Below are 22,572 nucleotides of genomic sequence, written 5' to 3'. Positions count from 1 at the left end.
TTTTTGTAATTGGTTTCAAGTTATTTATGGATAGAAATTAAAATTGTTATAGGTATGGTTTAACCCAACTAAGGCCCAGCTGCGTGCTATGCCTTGGGTTGTATTCACAACCGATCCAGCCTTGGTAACCAGAGTCATCCAAAACATTGAATAGGTGTGGGTAATTCAGTTCGCCTTCCGATGGTTCGTGCCTTTCAGGCACAGAGGCAATTTGAATATGGCCTGTGTATGGCGCCACATCGCGAATCAACGTACTCAGATCACCGTCCATAATTTGTGCGTGATAGAGATCGAGCTGCAATTTCACGTTTGGACGAGCCACTTGTTTGATGAGTTCCACCGCTTCACGTTGATGTGCAACAAAGTAGTTCGGTACATCGCGATTGTTGAGTGGCTCAATCATCAGCTCAACACCTTGTTCGGCAAACTTATCCGCTGCATAACGAATGTTTGAGATAAAGGTTTCAATATGCTGATCACGAGTGAAGCGTGAATCAACAATGCCAGACATAGCGTGAACCTTTTTACAGTTCAGTGCCTTGGCGTACATCAGCGCAGTCTCGACGCTCGTTTTAAATTCATCCTCACGCCCCGGAATAGCTGCAAAACCTCGTTCACCTGCATCCCAATCACCTGGAGGCATGTTGAATAACGCTTGCTCAAAACCAAACTGCTGTATCTTGCTTGCTAGTTCTTGCGCTTCGAATGCGTATGGAAAAAGGTATTCCACCGCTTTGAAGCCCGCTTGGTGTGCTTTTTCGAAACGATCTAGAAAAGGAACTTCTGTGAATAACATTGTCAGATTTGCCGCGAATTTAGCCATTACTTACCTCTCCCTTTTAGGTCTTGAATCTCAGTATCCGTTAAGTAGCGGATGTTGCTGTCTTTAAGAATGAACGCTAGCTTCGCTGTCTCTTCTAACTCTTCTGCGTTATCCACTGCATCTTCAAAGTCCGTACCCGTGATCACTGGACCATGGTTCGCCAGGAGGAAAGCTCTGTAGTCACTAGCCCGCTGCGCAAGTTCTTCAGCAATCTGAGGGTCGCCCGGGCGCAGGTACGGAATCACTGGCAGTTCGCCAATGCGCATTACAAAGTAAGGTGTAAAAGCTTTGATGGCATTCTCGCGATCTAGACCTTCAAGACAAGAAAGCGCCGTCAAGTAAGTAGAATGCAGATGCACAATCGCATTACACTTTGAGTTATTTCGATAAATCGCCAGATGAAAAGCGACTTCTTTTGATGGCTTTTCACCAGAGATATGGTTGCCATCAATATCCACAACCGAAAGCTCTTCAGCAATCAAGCGGCCGAACGAGGAACCAGTTGGCGTCGCCAGAAAGTGTCCATTAGGCAGCTTTAGAGAAAGGTTGCCAGCGCCGCCAGTCGCATAGCCACGTTCAAACATAGAGCGAGCCATAGTGACCATTTGCTCTCGCAGTTGTTGTTCTGTCATCAATTCTTTATTCATCACAACCTCACCTATTCAAAAAACGACTGTGCTTTGGCAAAGAAGTGTTCATCGCCGAAGTTGCCCGATTTCAGAGCCAAAGAAAGCTCGCCTTCAAGTGACTTCACCCAAGGTACACCTGGTGCGATTTGAGGACCGATATGAAAACCTTTTACGTCTAGGCTTTGGGTTACAACCCCTGAGGTTTCCCCACCCGCAACGATAAAATTTTTCACACCGTGCTGCTGAAGTTTAACTGCAAGTTGGCTAAAGAACTGTTCAACCGCGTGACTTGAAGCATGCGCGCCAAACTCTTGTTGAATCGCTTTTAACGCCGCTGCATCTGCGGTTGCGTAAACCAGTGGTGCGAACTCGCTTTCGATGTTGGTCATGACCCAATCAAACACTTGATTTGAGTAGTCTTCTTCCGTCAGACACGCCTTCACATCAATAGCAAAGTGTGGCGCTTTTTCTTTGTAAACAGCGACCTGTTGGTTGGTCATGACAGAACAAGATCCAGATAACACAACGGTTGGTGCCTTTTTAGGGTTCCCCTCTTGCTTCGCATCACTTTGATCTTCAAGGTTCTCTATCCAGTTCTTAGCAATACCCGCAGCCAAACCAGAGCCACCAGTTACCAGTTTTAGAGACTTCGCCGCTTGACCAAGTGTGACAAGATGCTCTGCATTGAATGCATCAACCACTGCATAGCGGTTGCCTTGTACTTTTAGCTCTTCAAAGCGCTCAATTACCGCTTTTGGACCTTGTTCAATTATTTGGAAGTTCACCAGGCCAGATTTGCCTTGAGATTGAGCATCCATCATACGAACTAGGCTTGAATCAGTCATTGGTGTCACAGGGTGATTACGCATACCTGAGTCGCTTAGCAAGTCTTGGAATACAAATAGATGGCCGTTGTAAACTGTGCGACCATTCACTGGTAATGATGGGCATACAATGGTGAACGCTTCACCTAGCTCTGCAAGCAGTGCATCCGTTACAGGACCAATGTTACCTTCTGCTGTGCTGTCAAACGTTGAGCAGTACTTGAAGTAAAACTGCTGACAGCCATTTGCTTGCAGCCACTTAAGCGCCGCTACTGAATCTTCGATTGCCTCATCTACAGGACAAGAGCGAGATTTAAGACTGATCACGACCGCATCTGCGTTTACATCAATCTCTTCTTTTGGAATACCGTTAAGCTGAACTGTGCGCATGCCGTTTTCTACAAGAAAACCTGCGATGTCTGTTGCGCCAGTAAAGTCGTCTGCGATAACGCCTAATAACATCATTTTTTCTCCGTTTTACGTGCGCTTATTTCTGTTTGTTTTCTACACCTGGAAGCTCAATACCATCAAAAATCTTGATAACGGCACTGTCGTCCTCCTGGCCAAAACCAGCATTGCTTGCACTCAAAAACATGTTTAGTGCTGTGCTTGATAGAGGAAGTGGAAATTTGAGATCTTTTGCTGTGTCCGATACGAGGTTTAAATCTTTCACAAAGATGTCGACCATAGATTTAGGGGAGTAATCACCATCAACTACATGCTTCATGCGGTTCTCAAACATCCAAGAGTTACCCGCTGCATTCGTCACCACGTCGTACATCAGGTCAAGAGGAATGTTTGCACGTGCCGCTAATGCCATTGCTTCAGCACCAGCTGCGATATGAACACCTGCTAGCAATTGGTGGATAATCTTCACAGTTGCGCCTAGGCCAATCGCTTCACCGATGTTGTAGACTTTAGCTGCCGTTGCGTTGAGTACTGGTTCAAGTGCATCAAATGTGCTTTGCGCTCCCGACGCCATAATAGTCATCTCACCTAATTCTGCTTTTGCAGCACCACCAGATACCGGTGCATCAAGCATCACAAGATTGTGTTCTGCCAATTTCGCTTCAATTTGTTTTGCGTCTTCTGCTGAGATGGTTGCTGAAACCATTACTGGCGTATTCGGCTTAAGCGCTGTAGCAAGACCGGTTTTGAACAAGACCGTGTTAACTTGAGCTGCGTTCACAACAAGAACTAGAACCGAATCAAGCTTATCTGCAAACTCAACTGCATTTGTAGAAACAGCTTTTGCACCGAATGAACCTAACTCTTCAAGCGCTTGAGAATTTAAATCGAAACCATAGACATCTAGGCCTGCACGCACACATGACTTTGCGGCGCCCATTCCCATAGAGCCTAAACCGATAACACCTACAGATTGAACTTCACTCATAAAAACAATGCCTTCTGGTCTATTAAACTTTGTTAATTCTTGTTTGGCTGATGTGATTATATGTGAAGATTAATACTAAGACCTCGCTTTGAATCACATTTTTTCACACAAATTAACAATATCGTGATATATACCTCTTTATGGGCAGAGATATTCCGAGCAGTTAACACAAGCGAAGGCTGTTCTTACAACGTTGAGAACATAATTCACAGATATTCACAACAAATGAAAAGATTGATAGGATACTGAAAAACAAGAATATAGAAGTGAAACTATGATCCCAGCAGAACGTCAAAGAACCATATTATCCCTGTTATCACATCAAGAAGTGTTAAGCATTTCAGATTTAACCGACCACCTTGGCGTATCACATATGACCATTCGTCGTGATATCGTGAAGCTTGAATCCTCAGGTAAAGTCGTTTCTGTTTCTGGTGGAGTGCAACTCGCTCAAGCTCTACATTCCGAACTTTCCCATGATGCGAAGGTCGAGCAACAAGCGGATGAAAAAATTCAAATTGGTAAGCTGGCGGCTACGTTAATTGGTCAAGACGCTACGATTTACTTGGATGCGGGAACAACCTCTCTAGAAATCGCCCATCAAATAGCAAATCGTAATGATCTTTTAGTGATCACCAATGACTTCTCTATTGCTGCTTTTCTTATGACGCACAGTGAATGTGAGCTTTACCACACTGGGGGAAAAATTGACCGCGAGAACCAATCCACCATTGGTGGAAAAGTCGCAGAGTTCTTGAATGGGCTAAATATTGATATCGCCTTTATTTCGACTTCATCTTGGAGCTTGAAAGGCTTATCAACACCTAATGAAAATAAAGTTCTCGTTAAAAAAGCAATCATCAAGGCGGCACAAACCAATTATCTGATCTCAGACTCAACTAAATACGGTCAGATAGCGAGCTTTCATGCATTAGACATCGAGCAATTGGACGGAATTATTACCGATCGAAACCTATCCGAAGTGGTCACTCAAGAATTAACGGATAAAGGATTACGTGTGTATAAAGAGTAATACTACCTAAACATCTGAGTTCGCGTAACTTTTATACTCGTTAATTTATAGGTGCTTCCAATATACGTAGACCGTGCTGTGTACTTTCTGGCAGAAAACACATCCTTTTGTTTTCTAAATTACCAAATTACTGATTACATCTGGGATATGGAAGCTCACTTCGCTTTATCGCTGCTCGTCACTTGTCATCAAAAATCAAATTCACCGCAATTGCCATCAAAACCAAGCCTGAGATTGGTAGTAAGACACCTAATGGCGAGCGCTCGATATAAGGCAGATTCTCTGCAATCAATAAGCCCCACTCAGGTTCTGGCGGCTTAACGCCAAGTCCGATAAAACTCAGAGACGTCAGACTGAGCGTAATGTACGGCAAACGCAGAAACGCGTGACGAATCAATGGCGGCAGCACATAAGGCAACAAGTAGTAGCGGAGTACTCGCCACTGATTGGTTCCCCAAATGGGCGCAAGATGCGTATAAGGCTGCGCTTTGGCTTCCATCAACAAGCTCGCACAGTGCGCCGCTAATGGTGCCCATGACACCATAACAATCGCAATCAAGGCACTGTTTGGGTTCATTCCCGTTAGACCAGCGATCAGCAGACCCGCCACAATGTATGGCACACCTTTGGTGATCTCAATTAAGCCTTGGCTATAACGAGTCACAAAGCCGAGCAGCAAACCAATCACCAAACTTAGGAACGTCGCGATGATGCCCATTTTGATTGTCGACATCATACCCCCGCCAACACGAGCAAGCAGATCTCGCCCGACCGCATCGGCACCAAACGGGGCTGCTAAGCTTGGCGATTCAAGGCGAGTAAATTGGATGGTGTAAGGATCGCGCATTAACGCCCATCCCGCACAACCAATCAGCAAGGCAAAGATTGTGGCACTGACGATGCGTTTGGTAGTGCTTTGGGTAAAACGGAACGTACTGTGACTGCTGATCAACTTGCCACTTGTGACACTGTGTCCGAGTAACCAGCGTTGCAATAAAATACTCGCACTGCTGATCAACATCGAGAACACCAGTAACACCAACAAGCCACCTTGCAGCATCGGCAGATCTTGTGACTTCGCTGCACCTAAGATTAGTCGTCCGATGCCCGGAATGGAAAACACTTGTTCCACAGCAACCGCGCCGCCGGTTAAACCAATCACCGTCATTGCGATTTGAGGAATCAAGTTACTAACGGCACGCCACAAGGCAAAGCGTAAGATCTGAAACTTACTGACGTTTGCCGATAGCCAAGTGATCACCCAAGGCTCATCTAATACTCGCTTGAGGCTGTCATTGAGCAAGCGCCCGAACAAACCAGCAGCAGGCAATGCCATTGCCAAACTTGGTAGCCAGAGGTTTTGCACGCCTTGCCAACCATAAGGTGGGAACCAACCCAACCAAATGGAAAATACCATGATCAGCAATGAAGCAATCACGTATTCCGGCAATGAGACCAACACCGAACTGAGCGTGTCGTGATGCTTGTCTAAACGATTCTGTTGCCAACGACGCACGGTGTAAAGCACGCTCGCCATGCACATTACAAATGCTATACCTAACGCTGTAAGCATCAGTAATAGTGACGTTTTTGCGGTTTGTTGAACGCTCTCCATGACGGACGCCCCGCTCACCCAAGAGACACCTAAGTCACCTTGCATGGCAAGCGTCAACCAATCCCACAGTCGCTCAGCAGCGCTGCGGTCAAGTTGAAGATCTTCTCGAATGGCTTGCAGAGCTTCTGCCGTCAGCAATTGTTGAGCACCCGCACGGGCACGGAGGATTGATTGGCTTGGGTCGATACCGGCAATATCCGGCATCAAACCCACCAGCACAACCACTACCCCGAGTGACAGGAAGCGCGACAAAAAACGCGTAAACCATTCAGGCATACAAGCGCTCCAACGAGAGCGCATGTTGGCAACAGACGACATCGAGTTAGTTCACCTCAGTAAACTGGTCGATCAGGCGACGCTCACGTGGGTCACGTTGTGCGTTCTTCACGCGGTCACTCTCACCTTGGATTACACGCTCGTGAAGCAGTGGAATCACAGCGTATTGCTCAAGGATTTTGCTTTCTGCTTCGATGATCGCTTGTTGGCGTTTCTCACCCAATGGTTGACGGTCAGCGTGTTTCAATGCTGCGTCCACTTCTTCAGAGCAGAACTGACCTAGGTTGTAAGAACCTTTACAGCTAAAGTCACTTTGCATGTACGCCACTGGGTCACCAGAATCCAGCACCGTTGCACGTGACAACAAGAACGCATCGAACTTACCTGCTAGTGCATCGTTTTCGATTTGTGCGTATTCACGAACGTCTAGCTCAACCACAAAGCCAGCCGCTTCAAGTTGTTGCTTTAGCAGCACCGCTACTTCTGGCAACTCAGCACGGTCGGTAAATGTACCGATGGTGATCTTCTCACCGTTCGCGTGGCGCATTTCCATGGTTTCCATACGAGGGTTCGCATCACGAATTGGTTGAGCCCATGCCAATGCTGGACCTAACAGACCTTTCGCTGAATCGGCGTGGTTCTCGTAAACCGTTTTGATGATTTGCTCACGGTTAACCGCTTGAGCCGCTGCTTTACGCAAACCGAACTGGCTAAACACATCTGATTTGTTGTTTAGGTAAAGCGTGTTGGTACGTGGCATTGCAACTTCGTGCAGCTGTGAAGATTCCATCATCGCGATTTGCGAAACAGGAACCGCTTCAACTACATCCGCCTCACCGGTACGTAGTGCCGCAGCACGAGCAAAACCGTTTGGTACGTATTCAGCAAAGATACTGTCTACTTTTGCTTTTTCGCCCCAGTAACCGTCAAAACGCTTCAGTTTCGCGCTGGTTGTACCGTTAATTTCTGTCAGAACGAATGGACCCGTACCCGCATTGATTGGCACAACACGACCGTTTTCTTGATATGCAGCACCAGAAAGGATCGCTAACTGTGGGCTAGATAGACGGCTTGGCAACAATGGATCGTTAAAGGTCGTTTTGATTTCAACAGTGAAGTCGTCCAATGCGCGAACTTGCCATTCGATACCATCCAAAATGCGTGGCTTTGGTGCGGCATCTAATGCTTTTTGTAGAGAGTTCACAACCGCGTTGGCATCAAGGTCAGAACCATCGTGGAATTCCACGCCCTTACGTACCGTAAATTGCCACGTCATCGGATCAACTTGTTCCCACTCTGTTGCCAGCATAGGCTCTGCTACCGACTGATCGTTTAAGTTCACTAGCGTTTCTGCTGTGCTCCAACGTGACAGTTTGAACGCGTCATCTGAAAGTGGTGACAAACCTGTGCGTGGTGGTTGCATCATCGCAACGCGAATTTCCGCTGCTTGCGGTGCAGCTGCTTTTTCCGCTTCTGGCTTGCTTTCGCCAGAGTCAAAACAACCCGTCAGCAGTGCGCTTAAAGCCAGCGACAAAGCTAACTTGGGAGTACTAAGGTGCATAAGAAACCTCTCCAATGGTTTTTGTGAATTCATTACTTTTGTGTTGAGCGCTCATCAAGGCTCTCGTGATCAAGTGTGATGGGTTATTTGTCACGTTCTGTGCTGTGCCGTGCTCGACAACACGTCCTTTGTCTAACACTAGGATTTCATCGCATAGGGTTTGTGCCGCATCGAGGTCATGCGTCACCAAAATCAGGCGCATCTGACGACTCTTTTGAATGCCTGCCAACAGGTCAAGAACCTGTTTACGACTGACGGGGTCTAGGCTGCTGGTTGGCTCATCGGCAACCAACACACAAGGCTCGACAATCAAAGCTCTAGCGATAGCCACACGTTGGGCTTGCCCAACTGATAATTGCTGCGGGTTACGATCTAACAATGTGAGATCTAAACCGACATCCGCCAAAACCTTTTCCACCTTCTCGTTAAGCTCTTGCGTTAAACCAATATTGCTTAGCGGCTCCAGTAAGATCTGGCGAACGGTGTAGTACGGATTCAAGCTCGATTGCGGCTCTTGTGGGATCAGCTGAATGTGCTGACACAACTCTTGTCGCTGCTTAGCCGAGCTACGCGATAACGGATAACCACACACATACACTTCACCAGATGTGGGTTTACGAAGACCAAACAGAAGCTCAATCAAAGTCGATTTACCCGCACCAGAAGGACCAACAATCGCAATGTTCTTTGTGTCGATGGCAAGATCCAATTGTTCGAGCGCTTTGAACGGTTTGCCCCCTAACCAACTTGGTTTGGAGTAATAGTGAACACTGGCTTGCTCAAAGCGAACTTCCGCCGATTTAGGCTGTGTGTGCCCGCTCAAGTTGTGCTTAGTCAAAATAGGCTCCAGAGATGAGGTTAAGGCAGCAGTTGCGCAAGTTGTTGGCAGAAAGGATGCGAACTTTGCTGAATGGCTTGCCACGGTGCGCCATAAGCCACCATGGTGTTGTCCGCAATCACCAAGACTTTGTCACACGCCAAAGCCGCAGACAGATCGTGCGTGATCAACAAACCACTGATGCTGCGTTGCTGAACACTGCAGCGGAACAACTCAAGGATCTCCGCTTCGGTGATTGGATCGAGCGCACTGGTGGGCTCATCAGCGATGATCAAGTTGGCACTACCAAGCAATGCAATGGCAATACAAATACGCTGACGTTGACCACCAGATAGCTGACTTGGATGCTGCGCTAATGCTGCTTTTGGATCCGCAAATCCGAGTTGAGACAACAAGGTCGTCACCGTTTCTCGGTTTGCTGAAGACAAGCGTGTTTTGTTGCCCGTCAATGCCAAACACAGTTGTTGTTCGACAGACGCCAATGGATTCAGCGCTTTAAGTGCATCTTGGAAAATGACCGCGGGACGCTGTGATTGACTCCGTTGCAGCATGGCAGTTTGTGCGACTTCACTGCTGTTAAGCTGGATACTTCCGTCTACCCAAATATCTGACGGCAAAAAACCTGCGACGGCTTTCGACAACATGGATTTACCAATGCCGGAAGGTCCCATAATGGCAAGAGCTTCACCTTGAAACAGCTCAAAAGAAATGTCTTTGAAGAGTGTGCGTTCTGAGTCTGTAAGGCTGAGATTATTAACGGAGAGTACTGGTTGAGAAATCACGGCATCAAACTAAATGTAATAATATAACATCACAAATAATATCATGCGGGTTAAAGCAAGGAAACCAGTCGGAGGGGTTATTTCATCACCTTTTTCAGATTTATCAACAAGGGCAGATGGCTCCACCCTTGTTATAAGAACATCTAAATTAGGTCGTTTGTGACAGTGTGAATTACTGACACTTTTGTTTGACTTGTTCGAGGTATGGGAACAAGAAGACAAAGCGCCCAACGTAGAACAGAGTGAATGCCAGCCATAAACCGTGGTTGCCCCAATATTGCACCGCAATAAATTGAGTCACTAAGAACAACACCATGGTTAGAAAGGTAGAGTTACGCACTGGTCGCGTCGTCCCTGTACCGGTAAAGATGCCGTAAAACGTAAGACCAAAACCAGCAACCAACGGGAATGCCAATAACCAAGGGCTCATGTCTAGATACAGTTCAACAAGGTTTGGCAAGGTGGTAAACAACATCACCACTTGGTGTTTGAACAGCACTAACAGCAAGGTCAAGACAACAACAAACGCCGCGGTCCATTGCGTGTTTAGCTTAATCACGTTATCAAGCAATGTCGGATTCTTCTGCCCTACCGCTTTACCGGCAAAGACGCTCGACGCATTCGCCACACCGTCGAACATGTAGCTGACGATAAAGGTCACTTGCATCAAGATTGCGTTCGCAGCAAGCACATCAGAACCAAGCTGAGAGCCTACACGCGCCATCATGTTGAAGAACACCAATAGACACACAGTACGAAGCAGCAGATCCATATTGGAAGACGCAATGACTTTGAGATCTTTACGCGTCATTTTTGCGGTCTGAATGTGATCAAACAGCGGGAAGCGACAGGTTTTCAACACCAGCACCGCACCAATAACAAACGTCGAGATTTGCGCGATAAGTGTCGCCACCGCAACACCAGCAATGCCCATATCAAAGTACAACACAAAGACGATATCCAGCACGATGTTCAGAACGTTACCAAACACTTGCGTGAACAAGGTTGCTTTAGCTTTCGCTTGCCCCATCAACCAACCAATCACGGTGTAGTTCAGCAGTACAAACGGCGCACCAAAGATCATGATATCGAAGTAAGTCTTAGCGTTTTCTGCCACGACTGCATCAGGGGAGATAATCAGCTCTGCCCCCATCCAAATCACGGACTGCAACGCAATGAAAATCAAGCCAAGGCAGAGCGAAAGCACGAAAGGACGGAATAAGCTGCTCGCTTGATCTTCCGGGCTATTTTTACCTAATGCGATTGCACTTTGCCCAGTAGTACTGACGCGGAAAAAGCCAAACAGCCAATACAAGGTATTCATGATGACGGTGCCTATCGCTACACCACCAATCATCTCAGCCACACCGAGTTTACCGATCACCGCGGTGTCCACCGCCCCCAATAATGGTTGGGTAACAGTAGAAACGATGAAAGGAAATGCGATTTTAAAATAGTCTTTATGAGTCAGGGACATCTTAAATTATGAACAGGATTAATTTTTATAAGGTCGCTATCATATGCGAATGGCGCCCGAACATGAACCAAAGTTCGCCAGCAAGGAATAGCATTGATAATTGATACAACCAGCAAACGTATTCTCATACCAAAGCTTGAAATAGGATAACGACTTATGAGAAAAGCCAAGTTAACTGCATATAAATGAGTTTCTAGTTTGGAAAGATTAGCGTTTGGTTGAGCATGGCAGATCAGAATGTATCTGCCATGTCATGACGGTAGTGATTGGTGAAAAGAGACCGTACAGATGATATTCAATGCTTGTGGGTTTCATCTGACAATGTTTAGGTAGATACCAAGCCTTATGTTCTGTAAAGCACCTTCACAACATGCCAACCGAACTTGGTTTTAACTAAATGCGGCGTTAACACTTCGCCAGAAAAGCACACTTTGTCGAACTGAGGTACCATTTGACCACGGCGGAATTCACCAAGGTCACCACCGCGTTTGCCTGACGGGCAAGTTGAATACTTCTTCGCTAATGTCTGAAACTTTGCGCCTTTTTTCAGTTGCTTGATTATGTCTTCCGCTTGCTCTTTGTGCTTCACAAGAATATGTAATGCGGCTGCTGTATTTGCCATTGATCTATCTCTCACTATTCTGGTCGCGCAAGTGTACCCAATCCTTTTTAACAGACCAAACATTTCTTAATAATAGCTCAGCGGTAAAGGCCCTAATACACGAGGAATATAAAATCGTCTACATAATGAGTTTAAAATACAAACAAGTTTTGCTCAGTTAATCACTATGTCTCTAAAAGATTGTCTAAAAAGCTCACATTTGTCTCTCCGATGGTTGAAGCCTTCGTCTGATAAGATTAGATTAGACACAATTCGGTGGTGTTTATAAGGTTATTTTCATGGCAAAAGTCATTAGCAAAGCGAATCAATCTCAGGGCATGTTGATGTTTAAGCTCACCCTGCAACAGAGTTTCGCTATCGGTACGCTAAAAGTCCGTGAAATCGTCCCGTACATGCCAACGACAAAGATCCCTTACTCGCATCATCACGTCATTGGAACCGTTACGATACGTAACTTAACAGTACCAGTGATCGATATGTCAGCGGCTGTTGGCTTTCGTCCTATAAGTGAAGAAGAATATAAAAGCTGCTACTTGATCGTGACAGATTGCTTGCGAACCGTGGTAGCTTTTATGGTTCGTAGTATAGAGAAGATCATTGAGTGCGATTGGAAAGCTATTGAAACGCCACCTCCGAGCGCTGGAAAAAATATTTTCGTGACTGGAATTACTCGCTACGAGGATAAAACTGTTCAAATGCTGGATGTGGAACTGCTACTTTCCAAAATTTATCCGCAGTACGAGAATTCAAAGATCCCAATGCTGACAGATATTGAGCGAGAACGCCTAAAAGCACTCAGTATTCTATTGGTGGATGACTCTTCCATCGCTCGTAAACAGCTGTGTGACGCACTCGATAGCATCAATATTGGGTATCAAATCTGTAAAAATGGTTTAGATGCATTGGAACTGATGAAAAGTGACGCTGCGGCTCATCGCCCAATTGATATTCTGGTCAGCGATATTGAAATGCCCGGATTAGACGGTTATGAATTAGCATTTGAAGTTCAGAATAATTCCTCTCTGAACCATTCATACCGCATTTTACATACATCGTTATCGAGCGAAATCTGTGTAGACAGAGCTCACCAAGTTGGCGCGCATGAGGCACTTGAGAAATTCAATGCAGGAGAACTAATCGAAGCGATGCTTCGCGGAGCAAAAGAGCTAGAAGCCAAAGCTATGACTTCTTAACTCTTATTGGACGAGTTGATTTGAGAATATAATGCAGTGCTTGTCCTATCCCTGATGCTCACATCCGCTAATTTCTCAGCTCACTTCTTTGGCATCGCGTAACTACGAGAAACGAATTCCGTCTCTTTGACTTGATGAGTATGATTAATATAAGAAGCTAGGCTGTAAAGTACATTCGCTAATAAGTTCGCGTAACGAAACAAAATAGGTGCGGGCTGCTTCTTACCTGTATGTTCAACGGCAACTAATGCTCGTACCGTTTTTTTAGCTTGGCAACGGCACAAATGCAATTGACTGGCTGCCGGGTGTCCTCCGGGTAGAACAAAGCCTTTGAAGCCACCATCAATGCGTTGCTTGAGCAAAGCATAATCGGCCTTTAACTCTTCAACTTCCGTCTCTGTAATCGCTAATTTTCCGCGAACCGAACCATTTAGATGATAAACATTAGGCTGCATTCTTGTCAGTATATCACGGCTAAACTCGTCCAACTCCATAGCGAGAACAAGGCCAATACGACTACAAAGTTCATCTGCTGTAATTTCAAAGTCACAAACCGGACTGTCCTCGTAAATAAACGGATAGCAAATCTCGCTCAATTCCTTGCTTACAGGTTTCATGCTTTTGTTCCAATATAAAAAAGGGAGTCAGTATAACCTAACTCCCTTTAAACGTTCATTATGCCAAATAATCGACATTCATATGATCGGTTTACAATCAGGCACTTTCGACTTTCTTGTGACCTTCTTGAAGGTGAACAAAATCGACTAAATCATCACCAGACACTTGATACGCCTGACCAAAACCTTTAACAAATAGCCCCGATTCTGGCTTTAAGTTGAACAAAACGAAATCCTCTAGCTGGCTTAGACCATCAATAATCTCACCAAAACGCTCTTTCATTTGTCCAACAACTTGTTGCCACATCTCTGTGTCTCGCTCAACTACATTTGCTACCGCATCAAAAGTTAAGCGCTTACGAGCAAACAGCTGCTTTGAAGACTCTTCATCTTCGATCATCATCAATGAAACATTTGGATTTTCTAAAAGGTTACGGGCATGACGAGCGATTTTAGAAATGAGAACGAAATAACCTTCCTGGTTTTGAACATAAGGCGCGTAGCTTACATTCGGGCGACCTTCTGCATCGACAGTTGCAAGCTGAAGTGTACGGCGCTCCTGACGAAACTCTTTGATCTCTGGCCCTAAACGACCTTGCAAACGCTCTTGTTTAACTTGTTGATCCATATTGATACCTGACTTTACTAATTAGTATTCGAGTTAAGCCTCGATTATGTTTGTGATTACTTTTTTAATTCGGCTTGTAGGGCGCGAAATGCGGTTACTTGCTCTTCAATCAACTCGCGCTTTTCGTTACGGCCTAAATAAACCTTGAAAATATTGCTTCCGCACTCCGAGAAAAAACCAAAATAGTGACTCTCTCTACCCATAAACGGTTTACTGACTAATGCGACATTTTTAACGTTATCTAATTTAAGGTGGCCGTGCAGTTCACCTTCTCTACCCATTAAATTGTAATAGCCACGCGCCACTTTTCCTTTTGGAAACGGCGCTTTAACTTCAAAGATAGAACCAAAAGAGTGGACGATGGTCGTCACCGGGCCAAAACCAACCAAACTTTCTAGGATGCTTTGCGCTTGCTCTCCTGGTGCAATAGCCACCATTTCCTGAGGTAGAGCCGCAACAACCTCAAACTCGGAAATGCCAAGACGCTCTGCCATCGCAGCTGGCAATAATTGTGGTTCTTGCTCTAGTAATACTTCAACTTGTTGCTTGATTGATTCCATTGTGTCTTCCGTTTTTGTTCAATTTGTTTTCATTAATTATTGGATGCTTTCGGTACGGTTTCGTTCATCTCCGACGTGAGTACCTGAATACAACTTTGAGCCAATGACACTGCCCAGAAGCTGCCTGCAAGAGTAAGGACTGCGCTACGTTCATGTAGTTGTACTAAGCCTTTCGCTTGCCACACTTTAAATAGAGGCAATAAAAACCCGAACGCGTCCTCTCCCATAAATGATGGAAGTTGATTTGCTTGAACAATGCCACGGTCAAACGCAGATTTGAGTGCAGAAAAAAGTGGTTCTAGAGGGCTTTGCTTCATCATCATCGCGATGGTGCTTTGACCTTCTTTGACCGCTTTAATATAGGTCTCTAGTGTGCGGTGTTGCATCATCCCGTAGCCACCGATATTACCTCCAGCACCACAGCCAATTGGCAATACCTCTGCATAAGTCTTGGCTAAACTATTGTATAAACTACGCTCGCGGTTATCGATTGCCCAATGGTTCACACTCAGTTGCTTCATATGGTGTTTGGCCATAAAGTTCACACCGAGCTCATACATTCCCGCTTTTTCTGGTGTGGTCGCAGGTGGCGGGATTTTTCCCTTTTCTACGAGGTTGAGCATGGGAGCTGACCCGCCAACCACTAACTGATACAAATCTAGTCCGTGTGCGCCAGTCGAGAGGAAATCATTTAAATCTTGCTCTAATACTTCTTTGGTTTGATAAGGTAAGCCATAGAGTAAATCGATAATGACCGGAATTTTGTCTTCTTTGGCGATCTCGCTCACTCGTTTGAGGACATCTTCCCTATCATCTAAACGTTTTGCGCTGCGGCGCACTTGTGTATTAAAACTTTGCACACCAAAAGAGAAACGATTAAACCCACCCTCTAAAGCGCCTTGATACAACTCATCAGAAAAACGATTGATGCGACCTTCTAAGGTGATTTCGCAGTCTGCAGCCAAAGGAAAGTGGTCTCGGATAGCCTGGCCTAACACACGAACCTGTACTGGAGATAAATCCGTTGGCGTTCCGCCCCCGATATATACGGCGTGAAAAATACCATTTTGTGTCCAAGGTAATGCCGCTTTCTCTCTAAGCTCCTGCATTAATGCTTCAAAGTACTCATCAACCAGTGTGCGACTTGCAGCATTTTGAAAGAAGTTACAAAAAGTGCAACGAACGCGACAAAACGGAACATGAATATAAAGACAGCGTTTATTGGTCGCTTTAACTGAGTTAGCCGTAATACTCGAAAAAATCGCCTGTTGTTGAGACGAGGGCACAGGTACGCTCGCTCCCCCGGCATGTGCAGAATGCTTCTTAACAAAAGCAAATCGCAATGGATCAGGACTATCACTGCCCAACACTGATTCATCAAGCTTATCGATATCGACGCTCATATATACTCGCTTAACTCCCATCATGTAAGGGATGGAAGCTGATCTTAAAAATTCTGCAAGAATCATAATTTGAGCGTAATGATAATGCAATTGATAATTGATCTTATTTCCATTGTAAGTAATAATCTGCCCAAGTTTTCATAGTTTCCCGAGATATTCCGTGAACGTACAAAGATATGTCATTGCAGGAGGTGCTTCCCTTGCCATCCATGCCGCACTTCTTTTTGTTTCTCAAGAGACAAAGGTGTTCGCGATGCCGGCTGGAAACCCAGCAAGTTCGGTAAGTCTAAATCTTGTGTCTGCTCCTCCCGCTGTCGAAAAATCTACACCAGAAAATGTAGCGCCACCAAAAGAGCAGCCTCAAGACCAACCTGAACCAGAAAAGAAGATTGTAAAAAAACAGGTCGTCAAGAAAGACGCTGTTAAGAAGAAGGTAGTAGAGAAAAAACCTGAACCGGTTAAACAATCTAAACCTAAAGCGGTCGAGCCCACCAAAACCGTAACAAAGCAAAAGGTTCAGCCCGAAGCGAAACCAAAGAAAAAAACGGAACCGGTGAAGAAAGAGACGGTAGCTCAACAATCCGCACCTGCGAGCCAATCCAAAGGGGCAACATCTCAGCCTGTCTTGGTCGACAAACCAACGTTTGTGAGTCAACCAACACAACCCCGTTACCCAAGGTCTGCACAAAGACGCGGTATTGAAGGTGTAGCCTTGTATGAGATATGGCTAGATGAGAATGGTAACCAGATTAAACAGGTTTTGATTGAGTCTTCCGGCACAGAGTCGCTAGATGCCTCAGCACTTCGTGCGATCAAACAGTGGCAATTTACACCACATATTTCAGGTGGGCTAAAAGTCGCTCACCGAGTACAAGTACCTGTTCGTTTTAAGTTGGATGGATAATGGAACAACTACAAGAATTACAAACTCAATTTGGGCTGATGACATGGCCTTTGATCATTTGCTCAGCTCTAACCGTGATGATCATCGCCGAGCGATTATTCCATGTGTTAATTAGCCTTGGTGTAGGAAAGCGAGCCATTCGCCAAAAGCTCACAGGATTAGACCCAACAAATGGGAGCGAGCTTGAAGCACTTGCTGAAGAGTTGTCGAATAAGCGGCCGCTTCTGTACCGTGGTGTTGCGATGTTGCTTGCTCATCATTCTTTCTCGAAATCTTTAAGAGAAGATGCCGCAGGTATTTGGCTGCAAGAAAAACGCCATCAGCTGCATTCCGGCCTTCGTTTGCTGACGCTGATTGGTGTCATCAGTCCTTTAATTGGCTTGCTTGGTACGGTACTTGGCTTAATTGACATGTTTAAAGGCATCGCGGTTTCAACGGGGAATATCACTCCGAATGATTTGGCTGACGGCCTAGGTCTTGCTATGCGCACCACTGCCGCGGGTCTCATTATCGCACTTCCTGCCATTTCAGGAGCGCAGATCATTGGTTTGTGGGCGGATCGTGTAATCGCCAAGCTTGAGCACACTTTAAACTACGTCAACTTATGGCTTGAAGGTATCTCGTTACAGCATGTCTCGCCAGACCACTCAAAAGTAACACTGCGCTCTTCTGAGAAGATTGAGGCTGCAACTCAATGATTAAAACACCACAAGAAAATAGTCGTAACGGTTTAACCCCCGATTTAACACCGCTGTTAGACATTATTTTTATCGTCATGGTTTTCCTGATGTTAACCGCAGCGGTCAAACTCGATTCATTAGACGTCAATTTACCGAGCACAGAATCTCAGGCTGTTGCAGATGTCGATAAGCAATCCATCACGGTAAATATTCTTAAAGACGAGCCTTACTGGGCTATTAACGGCAAGACATATATCGATTGGGACAACTTTACCCTCGCGCTGTTAGAAGAGAGTAAGTCAAGCGATAAACCGATTGTAATTGGAGCAGAAAAAACCGCGAATATTCAGTCGCTAGTACAACTTCTCGGCTTTTTACAAGAAAACGGAATTCAAGCAACTCAGTTACTCACTGAAGAGCCATCATAAAAATAAGTAAGATAGAGATCCTTTCAAAATGAAGAACACACGCATCACTATTCATGCTGTTGTCACGGCAGCTATTTCCCTACTTGCGAGTAGTCAACTTTTTGCCAATGAAACGCCATCCTCAGAGCGCGTTGTTAGCGCAGGCAGCGCCGTCACTGAACTCTTGCTTGAACTCGACGCTAAAGATAGCTTGGTTGCTATCGACGTCACCAGTCAATTACCAAAAGGAATGGAACTGCCTAAAGTGGGCTACCATCGTCGTCTTTCAGCGGAGGGGTTGCTCGCCTTACGTCCGACAAAAGTCATTGGTTCTGATGAGATGGGGCCGAAAACAACATTGAGCCAATTGAAATCGGCTGGCGTAGATGTAGAAATCGTTAATACTGATGCAAATGTCGAGGGCCTTTATCAACGTATTGATCAAATTGCGAACCTTATGGATCGCAAAGCTCAAGCTGAAAGCTTAAAGCAAGATGTCCAGGCGCAAGTACAAGCACTCAATGCAAACCAACCTGATCAAGCGAAGAAAAAGAAAGTGCTCTTTCTGCTGATCCATGAAGGGCGACCTGCAAATGTTGCGGGCTCACAAACGACACCCGATGCAATTATTCAACTCGCCGGCGGACAAAACCCAGCCGCTACACAACTCTCGTCTTACAAGCCTCTATCCACAGAAGCGATGGTAGAGATGCAGCCTGACGTGATTCTTGTTAGTGGTCGCAGCTATGAAACGTTGGGTGGTGCCGATGCAATTTTAAAAGCAATGCCGCTTCTTGCTGCAACACCCGCTGGAAAGAACAAAGACATCATAACGATTGATGGCCATGCTCTGGTAGGTGGTTTGGGCCTTAAAAGCCTTGCAGAAGCTAAACGCTTGAATGCACTGCTTTACCCATAGAGACATGACATGTTGTTAAGACGCATCCCCCTTTCAACGACGTTATCAGTGCTTAGTGGATTTTTAGCATTTATTGCTATCGCCTCTATTACCGTTGGCCCAATGAACATTAGCTTTGCTGACAGTTTGCGTAGCCTAACGGGAGGCAGTTCTGATCTCGCTCCTCACATTCAGTTGGTCATTAACGAAATCCGATTGCCTCGCACCATTTTGTGTATGTTCATCGGCGCCATTTTAGCAATTTGTGGTGTGGTTATGCAGGGCTTGTTCCGTAACCCATTAGCCGAGCCTGGTATCATTGGTGTGTCTGCTGGCGCTGCTCTTGGTGGTGCATTCGCTATTGTTGTATTTGCTGAATTTAGCCAAAACTATCCGCAACTAATGAACTTAGCGGCTCTGCCTCTTTTTGCTTTCATTGGCGGTGCACTAACGACTATTCTCGTTTATAAACTCGGCACAAGTAAGTTTGGTACCTCAGTTACAATTATGTTGTTAGCCGGCGTTGCCATCAGCGCGCTCTCGGGTGCTGCGATTGGCTACATGAACTTTATCGCAGATGATCAGATGCTGCGAGACTTGACGCTTTGGTCGATGGGCTCATTAGCTGGTGCAAATTGGTCAGGGATTGCTCTATCTGCTGTAACACTCGTCATCCTATTGCTCTGGTTTCAGAAGAAGTCGATGGCGCTGAATGCTCTGTTGTTAGGGGAATCAGAAGCAAGACACTTAGGAGTTCCGGTTCAAAAACTCAAACGTCAGCTTATTTTACTTTCTGCACTGGGTGTTGGTATTACGGTGAGCATCAGTGGTGCAATTGGCTTTATTGGGCTCGTGATTCCTCACTTAGGGCGCATGCTCGCTGGGCCTGACCATCGAACGCTATTACCAATATCTGCCTTAATGGGAGCACTGCTTCTTACTGCCGCAGATATGTTTGCTCGTGTTGCCGTGGCACCAGCTGAATTACCAGTTGGAATCGTGACCGCATTGATTGGCGCGCCCTTTTTCATCTACTTATTGTTCCAGCAAAAAGGGAAGATTTTGTAATGAACCAGATCGTTTTATCGGGGAAAAACATTTCGATGACGTATGGCAACCGTGTGGTGCTCGATGACATCAACATTGATATCCGAGCTGGTGAAGTGACCGCCCTACTCGGCCCCAATGGCGCAGGTAAAAGTACTTTGCTCAAGCTTCTATGCGGTGAGATCTCTTCGAATCATCACATCACCTACTTCGGTAAACAAAAGCATGATTGGGAGCCTGAAAAAAGCGCCAAACATATTGCAATGCTCCCGCAGCACAGCACCTTAACCTTCCCATTTCTAGCCAGAGAAGTAGTAGAGCTGGGGGCAATACCGCTATCACTGTCCAATAAAGAAACCACTAAACTGGCTTTACATTACATGGAACAAACCGACGTATTGCATTTAGCAGAAAGCCTGTACCCGTCTTTATCTGGTGGAGAAAAGCAACGACTGCATCTAGCACGAGTGATGACACAACTACATCAATCTGGCGAAAAACGAATCTTAATGCTTGATGAACCTACCTCAGCGTTGGATCTCGCCCACCAACACAACACGTTAAAGATTGCTCGTGAAACGGCAAAAGCACAAAACGCAGCGGTGGTTGTGGTGTTACATGACTTGAATCTAGCCTCTCAGTACGCAGACCGCCTTGTACTCTTGCATAACGGGAAACTAGTTTGTGATGACACGCCATGGAATGCACTAACGTCAGAGCGCATTGAGCAAGTTTATGGCTATCGATCTATTGTGACAAAACATCCGACGCTAGACTTCCCTCAAGTGCATGCCGCAGCATAAAGCGTATCTCCTCTAAGCCGTCTCTAAAACACTTTGATACGACAAAGGCCCGCAATATGAGAATTGCGGGCCTTTGCTTTGATAGTGGCAGAATTTGGTTCTTTAAAGGCTATTACTTGCTCATTTGGATCAATGATCGACCAATCAACCACTCAAGCTCTTTGTCACCACCCGCACCAAACTGGCTTTCAACCATTTTGTATAAGCGGTCAATACCATTAGCAGCAAATTCTTGCGCATTTTCAGCGGTGACAATGTGATGGAATAGCAGTCGTAAAATCGCGAGAAACTCAGCATCTTCCAGCGCTTTAATCCAACTTTGTGAAAATGCATTTAATCCTTTATCAAACTCTAAGTGTTCAATAAACATTTTAAAGATACGGCCATCCAGTGCGGCGGTGAAGTCCGTTTTCTTAGGGAAGTGATGGCTAATACCGGTACGCGATATACCTGTCTGCTGGCTTAGCGTCGTGTACGACATTTTGTCGTAACCTAATCTGAGTAGCTGATCAATAACGGCATCCATGATCTTTTGGATAGTGATTTCGGTATCTTCTTTACTACGCTTTGGCATATTTTAAGCTCTTCTCTTTGTAAATCCATCTAACTCACTATTAAATGAGGCCAGAATGAAATCATTCTTAGCATTATACCCGGCTCGCCGATGCGGTTCGATTAGCGAAAACCTAGAAATCAGGTTGCTAAGCGCTGCACTTGAAAGCGCTTTGGGTATATGTATTGCGACTATTTAATATCATGTCGAGTTCCAAACCATAACGTCTTTACACTGCGTAATGTGTAATTTTCAGTTATGTTTTTGTCAATACATGCTACTCAAAATAAGGCGAAAAGTTAGTCTCATCAAAACCTTGCGCCAATTATTCATCGAAACTATTCAAAGACCAAGAATGATAATTATTAAAAATAATCAATCAAGAAATAGTCTTATAAATTAACCATTAGTTCAACTGGACTGAGCAAAATCTCGTCACTATGTTCGTTAATTGATTTTAAATGTTGATATATATCACATTAACGTTCTTGATGATTTAGTAATCCAATCTTTAACCCTTACTTAACAAGTGCCTATTCTGTTCCTTTTTTACGCAAAAGTCGTCATTTTTGTAGATACAGATCAAATACCTGATAGAATACCCTTAGTATTTACAAGAGGATTCGTTATGAGTGTCGAATTAGAAAAAAACCAAGTATGTGAGGCCTGCGGCTGTGCTGGCGAGATAGGCTTTATCATCAAAGAAGGTGACGAAGTTGCCGACGTAACGGTTTTCGCACAGACAAAAACAGAGCTAGAGTCTGAACTACAAAAATACATCGAGCTCGCTAAATCAGTATGTGCTGATGTTGAATACAATGTTTCAGAAATAACCGAAGAATCGAACCAAGCGACGGCTCGATTCAAATTTGAAGTAAGTGCTGAAAAACTTATCTTTGAATTAAAAACTCGCTCACTCGCGCGTTAGTAAATTACCACCTTCTAAAGAAGGTGGCTTTGTGTGAGCCCCCTAAAAGGGGGCCTTTGTTTAGTCCAGCGCCAA

Annotated in this window: 24 protein-coding genes; 9 read left to right on the top strand and 15 right to left on the bottom strand. The window is 45.3% G+C overall.

Annotated features, from left to right (window positions below; translation table 11 throughout):
• Nucleotides 1–46: 46 nt before the first annotated feature.
• From otnI to ltnD, 4 genes are read right to left on the bottom strand one after another with little or no spacing between them, the layout of a single operon-like run.
• Entirely contained in the window at nt 47–823 is a 777-nt protein-coding gene (gene otnI / locus R7R24_RS13755; protein WP_047101720.1) for a 2-oxo-tetronate isomerase, read from the bottom strand.
• Nucleotides 823–1,470 carry an aldolase gene (locus R7R24_RS13750; RefSeq protein WP_005385078.1) on the bottom strand — a complete coding sequence of 216 codons (648 nt, stop codon included), beginning with the start codon at nt 1,468–1,470 and terminating at the stop codon, nt 823–825. Before R7R24_RS13750 ends, otnI begins: the two co-directional genes overlap by 1 nt.
• A gap of 11 nt (nt 1,471–1,481) precedes the next feature.
• Nucleotides 1,482–2,738, bottom strand: a complete 1,257-nt coding sequence (otnK, locus tag R7R24_RS13745) for a 3-oxo-tetronate kinase (protein ID WP_054578717.1) — start codon at nt 2,736–2,738, stop codon at nt 1,482–1,484.
• Between the two features lie 25 nt (nt 2,739–2,763).
• Entirely contained in the window at nt 2,764–3,729 is a 966-nt protein-coding gene (gene ltnD, locus R7R24_RS13740) for an L-threonate dehydrogenase (protein ID WP_258470899.1), read from the bottom strand.
• Between the two features lie 217 nt (nt 3,730–3,946).
• Here ltnD and R7R24_RS13735 point away from each other — a divergent pair, with 217 nt between their 5' ends.
• A complete protein-coding gene (locus tag R7R24_RS13735; protein WP_005375354.1) occupies nt 3,947–4,705 on the top strand; it encodes a DeoR/GlpR family DNA-binding transcription regulator in 759 nt (252 codons plus the stop codon).
• Nucleotides 4,706–4,883: 178 nt separating this feature from the next.
• Here the strand turns inward: R7R24_RS13735 and R7R24_RS13730 are convergent, their stop codons facing one another.
• From R7R24_RS13730 to ppiC, 6 genes are all read right to left on the bottom strand, one after another.
• Nucleotides 4,884–6,638: an ABC transporter permease subunit gene (locus tag R7R24_RS13730; RefSeq protein ID WP_081008273.1), complete on the bottom strand. Its 1,755-nt coding sequence runs from the start codon at nt 6,636–6,638 to the stop codon at nt 4,884–4,886.
• Between the two features lie 4 nt (nt 6,639–6,642).
• A complete protein-coding gene (locus tag R7R24_RS13725; RefSeq protein ID WP_054578660.1) occupies nt 6,643–8,157 on the bottom strand; it encodes an ABC transporter substrate-binding protein in 1,515 nt (504 codons plus the stop codon).
• Complete coding sequence (locus R7R24_RS13720) at nt 8,147–8,995, bottom strand: ABC transporter ATP-binding protein (protein ID WP_054577077.1); 849 nt, start codon at nt 8,993–8,995, stop codon at nt 8,147–8,149. The genes R7R24_RS13725 and R7R24_RS13720 overlap by 11 nt, the downstream gene beginning before the upstream one ends.
• Nucleotides 8,996–9,015: 20 nt before the next feature.
• Nucleotides 9,016–9,777 (bottom strand): ATP-binding cassette domain-containing protein, encoded by a 762-nt coding sequence (locus R7R24_RS13715; RefSeq protein ID WP_081008274.1) that lies wholly within the window; start codon nt 9,775–9,777, stop codon nt 9,016–9,018.
• 172 nt (nt 9,778–9,949) lie between these two features.
• Nucleotides 9,950–11,254 (bottom strand): MATE family efflux transporter, encoded by a 1,305-nt coding sequence (locus R7R24_RS13710; protein ID WP_054578659.1) that lies wholly within the window; start codon nt 11,252–11,254, stop codon nt 9,950–9,952.
• A gap of 343 nt (nt 11,255–11,597) precedes the next feature.
• Nucleotides 11,598–11,939 carry a peptidylprolyl isomerase PpiC gene (gene ppiC, locus R7R24_RS13705; RefSeq protein ID WP_080276970.1) on the bottom strand — a complete coding sequence of 114 codons (342 nt, stop codon included), beginning with the start codon at nt 11,937–11,939 and terminating at the stop codon, nt 11,598–11,600.
• 215 nt (nt 11,940–12,154) lie between these two features.
• Between ppiC and R7R24_RS13700 the strand changes: the two genes are divergently transcribed.
• Nucleotides 12,155–13,069, top strand: coding sequence for a chemotaxis protein (locus tag R7R24_RS13700; RefSeq protein ID WP_033906782.1), 915 nt, complete (start codon nt 12,155–12,157; stop codon nt 13,067–13,069).
• 80 nt (nt 13,070–13,149) lie between these two features.
• Here R7R24_RS13700 and R7R24_RS13695 read toward each other — a convergent pair whose 3' ends face one another.
• From R7R24_RS13695 to hutW, 4 genes are all read right to left on the bottom strand, one after another.
• Nucleotides 13,150–13,686 (bottom strand): ATP:cob(I)alamin adenosyltransferase, encoded by a 537-nt coding sequence (locus R7R24_RS13695; protein WP_033906781.1) that lies wholly within the window; start codon nt 13,684–13,686, stop codon nt 13,150–13,152.
• Nucleotides 13,687–13,783: 97 nt separating this feature from the next.
• Nucleotides 13,784–14,314: a heme utilization protein HutZ gene (hutZ, locus tag R7R24_RS13690; RefSeq protein ID WP_005375331.1), complete on the bottom strand. Its 531-nt coding sequence runs from the start codon at nt 14,312–14,314 to the stop codon at nt 13,784–13,786.
• 56 nt (nt 14,315–14,370) lie between these two features.
• Nucleotides 14,371–14,874 carry a heme utilization cystosolic carrier protein HutX gene (gene hutX, locus R7R24_RS13685; RefSeq protein ID WP_005385051.1) on the bottom strand — a complete coding sequence of 168 codons (504 nt, stop codon included), beginning with the start codon at nt 14,872–14,874 and terminating at the stop codon, nt 14,371–14,373.
• A gap of 32 nt (nt 14,875–14,906) precedes the next feature.
• Nucleotides 14,907–16,277 carry a heme anaerobic degradation radical SAM methyltransferase ChuW/HutW gene (gene hutW, locus R7R24_RS13680; protein ID WP_033906779.1) on the bottom strand — a complete coding sequence of 457 codons (1,371 nt, stop codon included), beginning with the start codon at nt 16,275–16,277 and terminating at the stop codon, nt 14,907–14,909.
• A 160-nt stretch (nt 16,278–16,437) separates the two neighbouring features.
• Between hutW and R7R24_RS13675 the strand changes: the two genes are divergently transcribed.
• Genes R7R24_RS13675 through R7R24_RS13650 form a run of 6 tightly spaced genes read left to right on the top strand, consistent with a single transcriptional unit; the run spans nt 16,438 to nt 21,016 of the window.
• Nucleotides 16,438–17,181: an energy transducer TonB gene (locus tag R7R24_RS13675; RefSeq protein WP_025998667.1), complete on the top strand. Its 744-nt coding sequence runs from the start codon at nt 16,438–16,440 to the stop codon at nt 17,179–17,181.
• Nucleotides 17,181–17,879 (top strand): MotA/TolQ/ExbB proton channel family protein, encoded by a 699-nt coding sequence (locus R7R24_RS13670; protein WP_005385044.1) that lies wholly within the window; start codon nt 17,181–17,183, stop codon nt 17,877–17,879. The genes R7R24_RS13675 and R7R24_RS13670 overlap by 1 nt, the downstream gene beginning before the upstream one ends.
• The gene (locus R7R24_RS13665; protein WP_005375322.1) at nt 17,876–18,289 is read left to right on the top strand and encodes an ExbD/TolR family protein; all 414 of its coding nucleotides are present in this window, start codon (nt 17,876–17,878) and stop codon (nt 18,287–18,289) included. Before R7R24_RS13670 ends, R7R24_RS13665 begins: the two co-directional genes overlap by 4 nt.
• 28 nt (nt 18,290–18,317) lie before the next feature.
• The gene (locus R7R24_RS13660; RefSeq protein ID WP_005375320.1) at nt 18,318–19,187 is read left to right on the top strand and encodes a heme/hemin ABC transporter substrate-binding protein; all 870 of its coding nucleotides are present in this window, start codon (nt 18,318–18,320) and stop codon (nt 19,185–19,187) included.
• Nucleotides 19,188–19,196: 9 nt separating this feature from the next.
• Nucleotides 19,197–20,234 (top strand): FecCD family ABC transporter permease, encoded by a 1,038-nt coding sequence (locus R7R24_RS13655; RefSeq protein ID WP_054578656.1) that lies wholly within the window; start codon nt 19,197–19,199, stop codon nt 20,232–20,234.
• Nucleotides 20,234–21,016 (top strand): heme ABC transporter ATP-binding protein, encoded by a 783-nt coding sequence (locus R7R24_RS13650; RefSeq protein WP_005385036.1) that lies wholly within the window; start codon nt 20,234–20,236, stop codon nt 21,014–21,016. The genes R7R24_RS13655 and R7R24_RS13650 overlap by 1 nt, the downstream gene beginning before the upstream one ends.
• Nucleotides 21,017–21,128: 112 nt before the next feature.
• On the opposite strand, the gene R7R24_RS13645 is transcribed toward R7R24_RS13650, so the two are convergent.
• On the bottom strand, nt 21,129–21,590 hold the full coding sequence (locus R7R24_RS13645; RefSeq protein WP_005385033.1) for a TetR/AcrR family transcriptional regulator: 462 nt from the start codon (nt 21,588–21,590) through the stop codon (nt 21,129–21,131).
• A 607-nt stretch (nt 21,591–22,197) separates the two neighbouring features.
• Between R7R24_RS13645 and R7R24_RS13640 the strand changes: the two genes are divergently transcribed.
• Entirely contained in the window at nt 22,198–22,497 is a 300-nt protein-coding gene (locus R7R24_RS13640) for a YfcZ/YiiS family protein (RefSeq protein ID WP_005375307.1), read from the top strand.
• Nucleotides 22,498–22,572 lie beyond the last annotated feature (75 nt).

It is taken from the genome of Vibrio sp. 704 (genome assembly GCF_033339295.1).
This window is presented reverse-complemented; position numbering and strand designations above follow the sequence as displayed.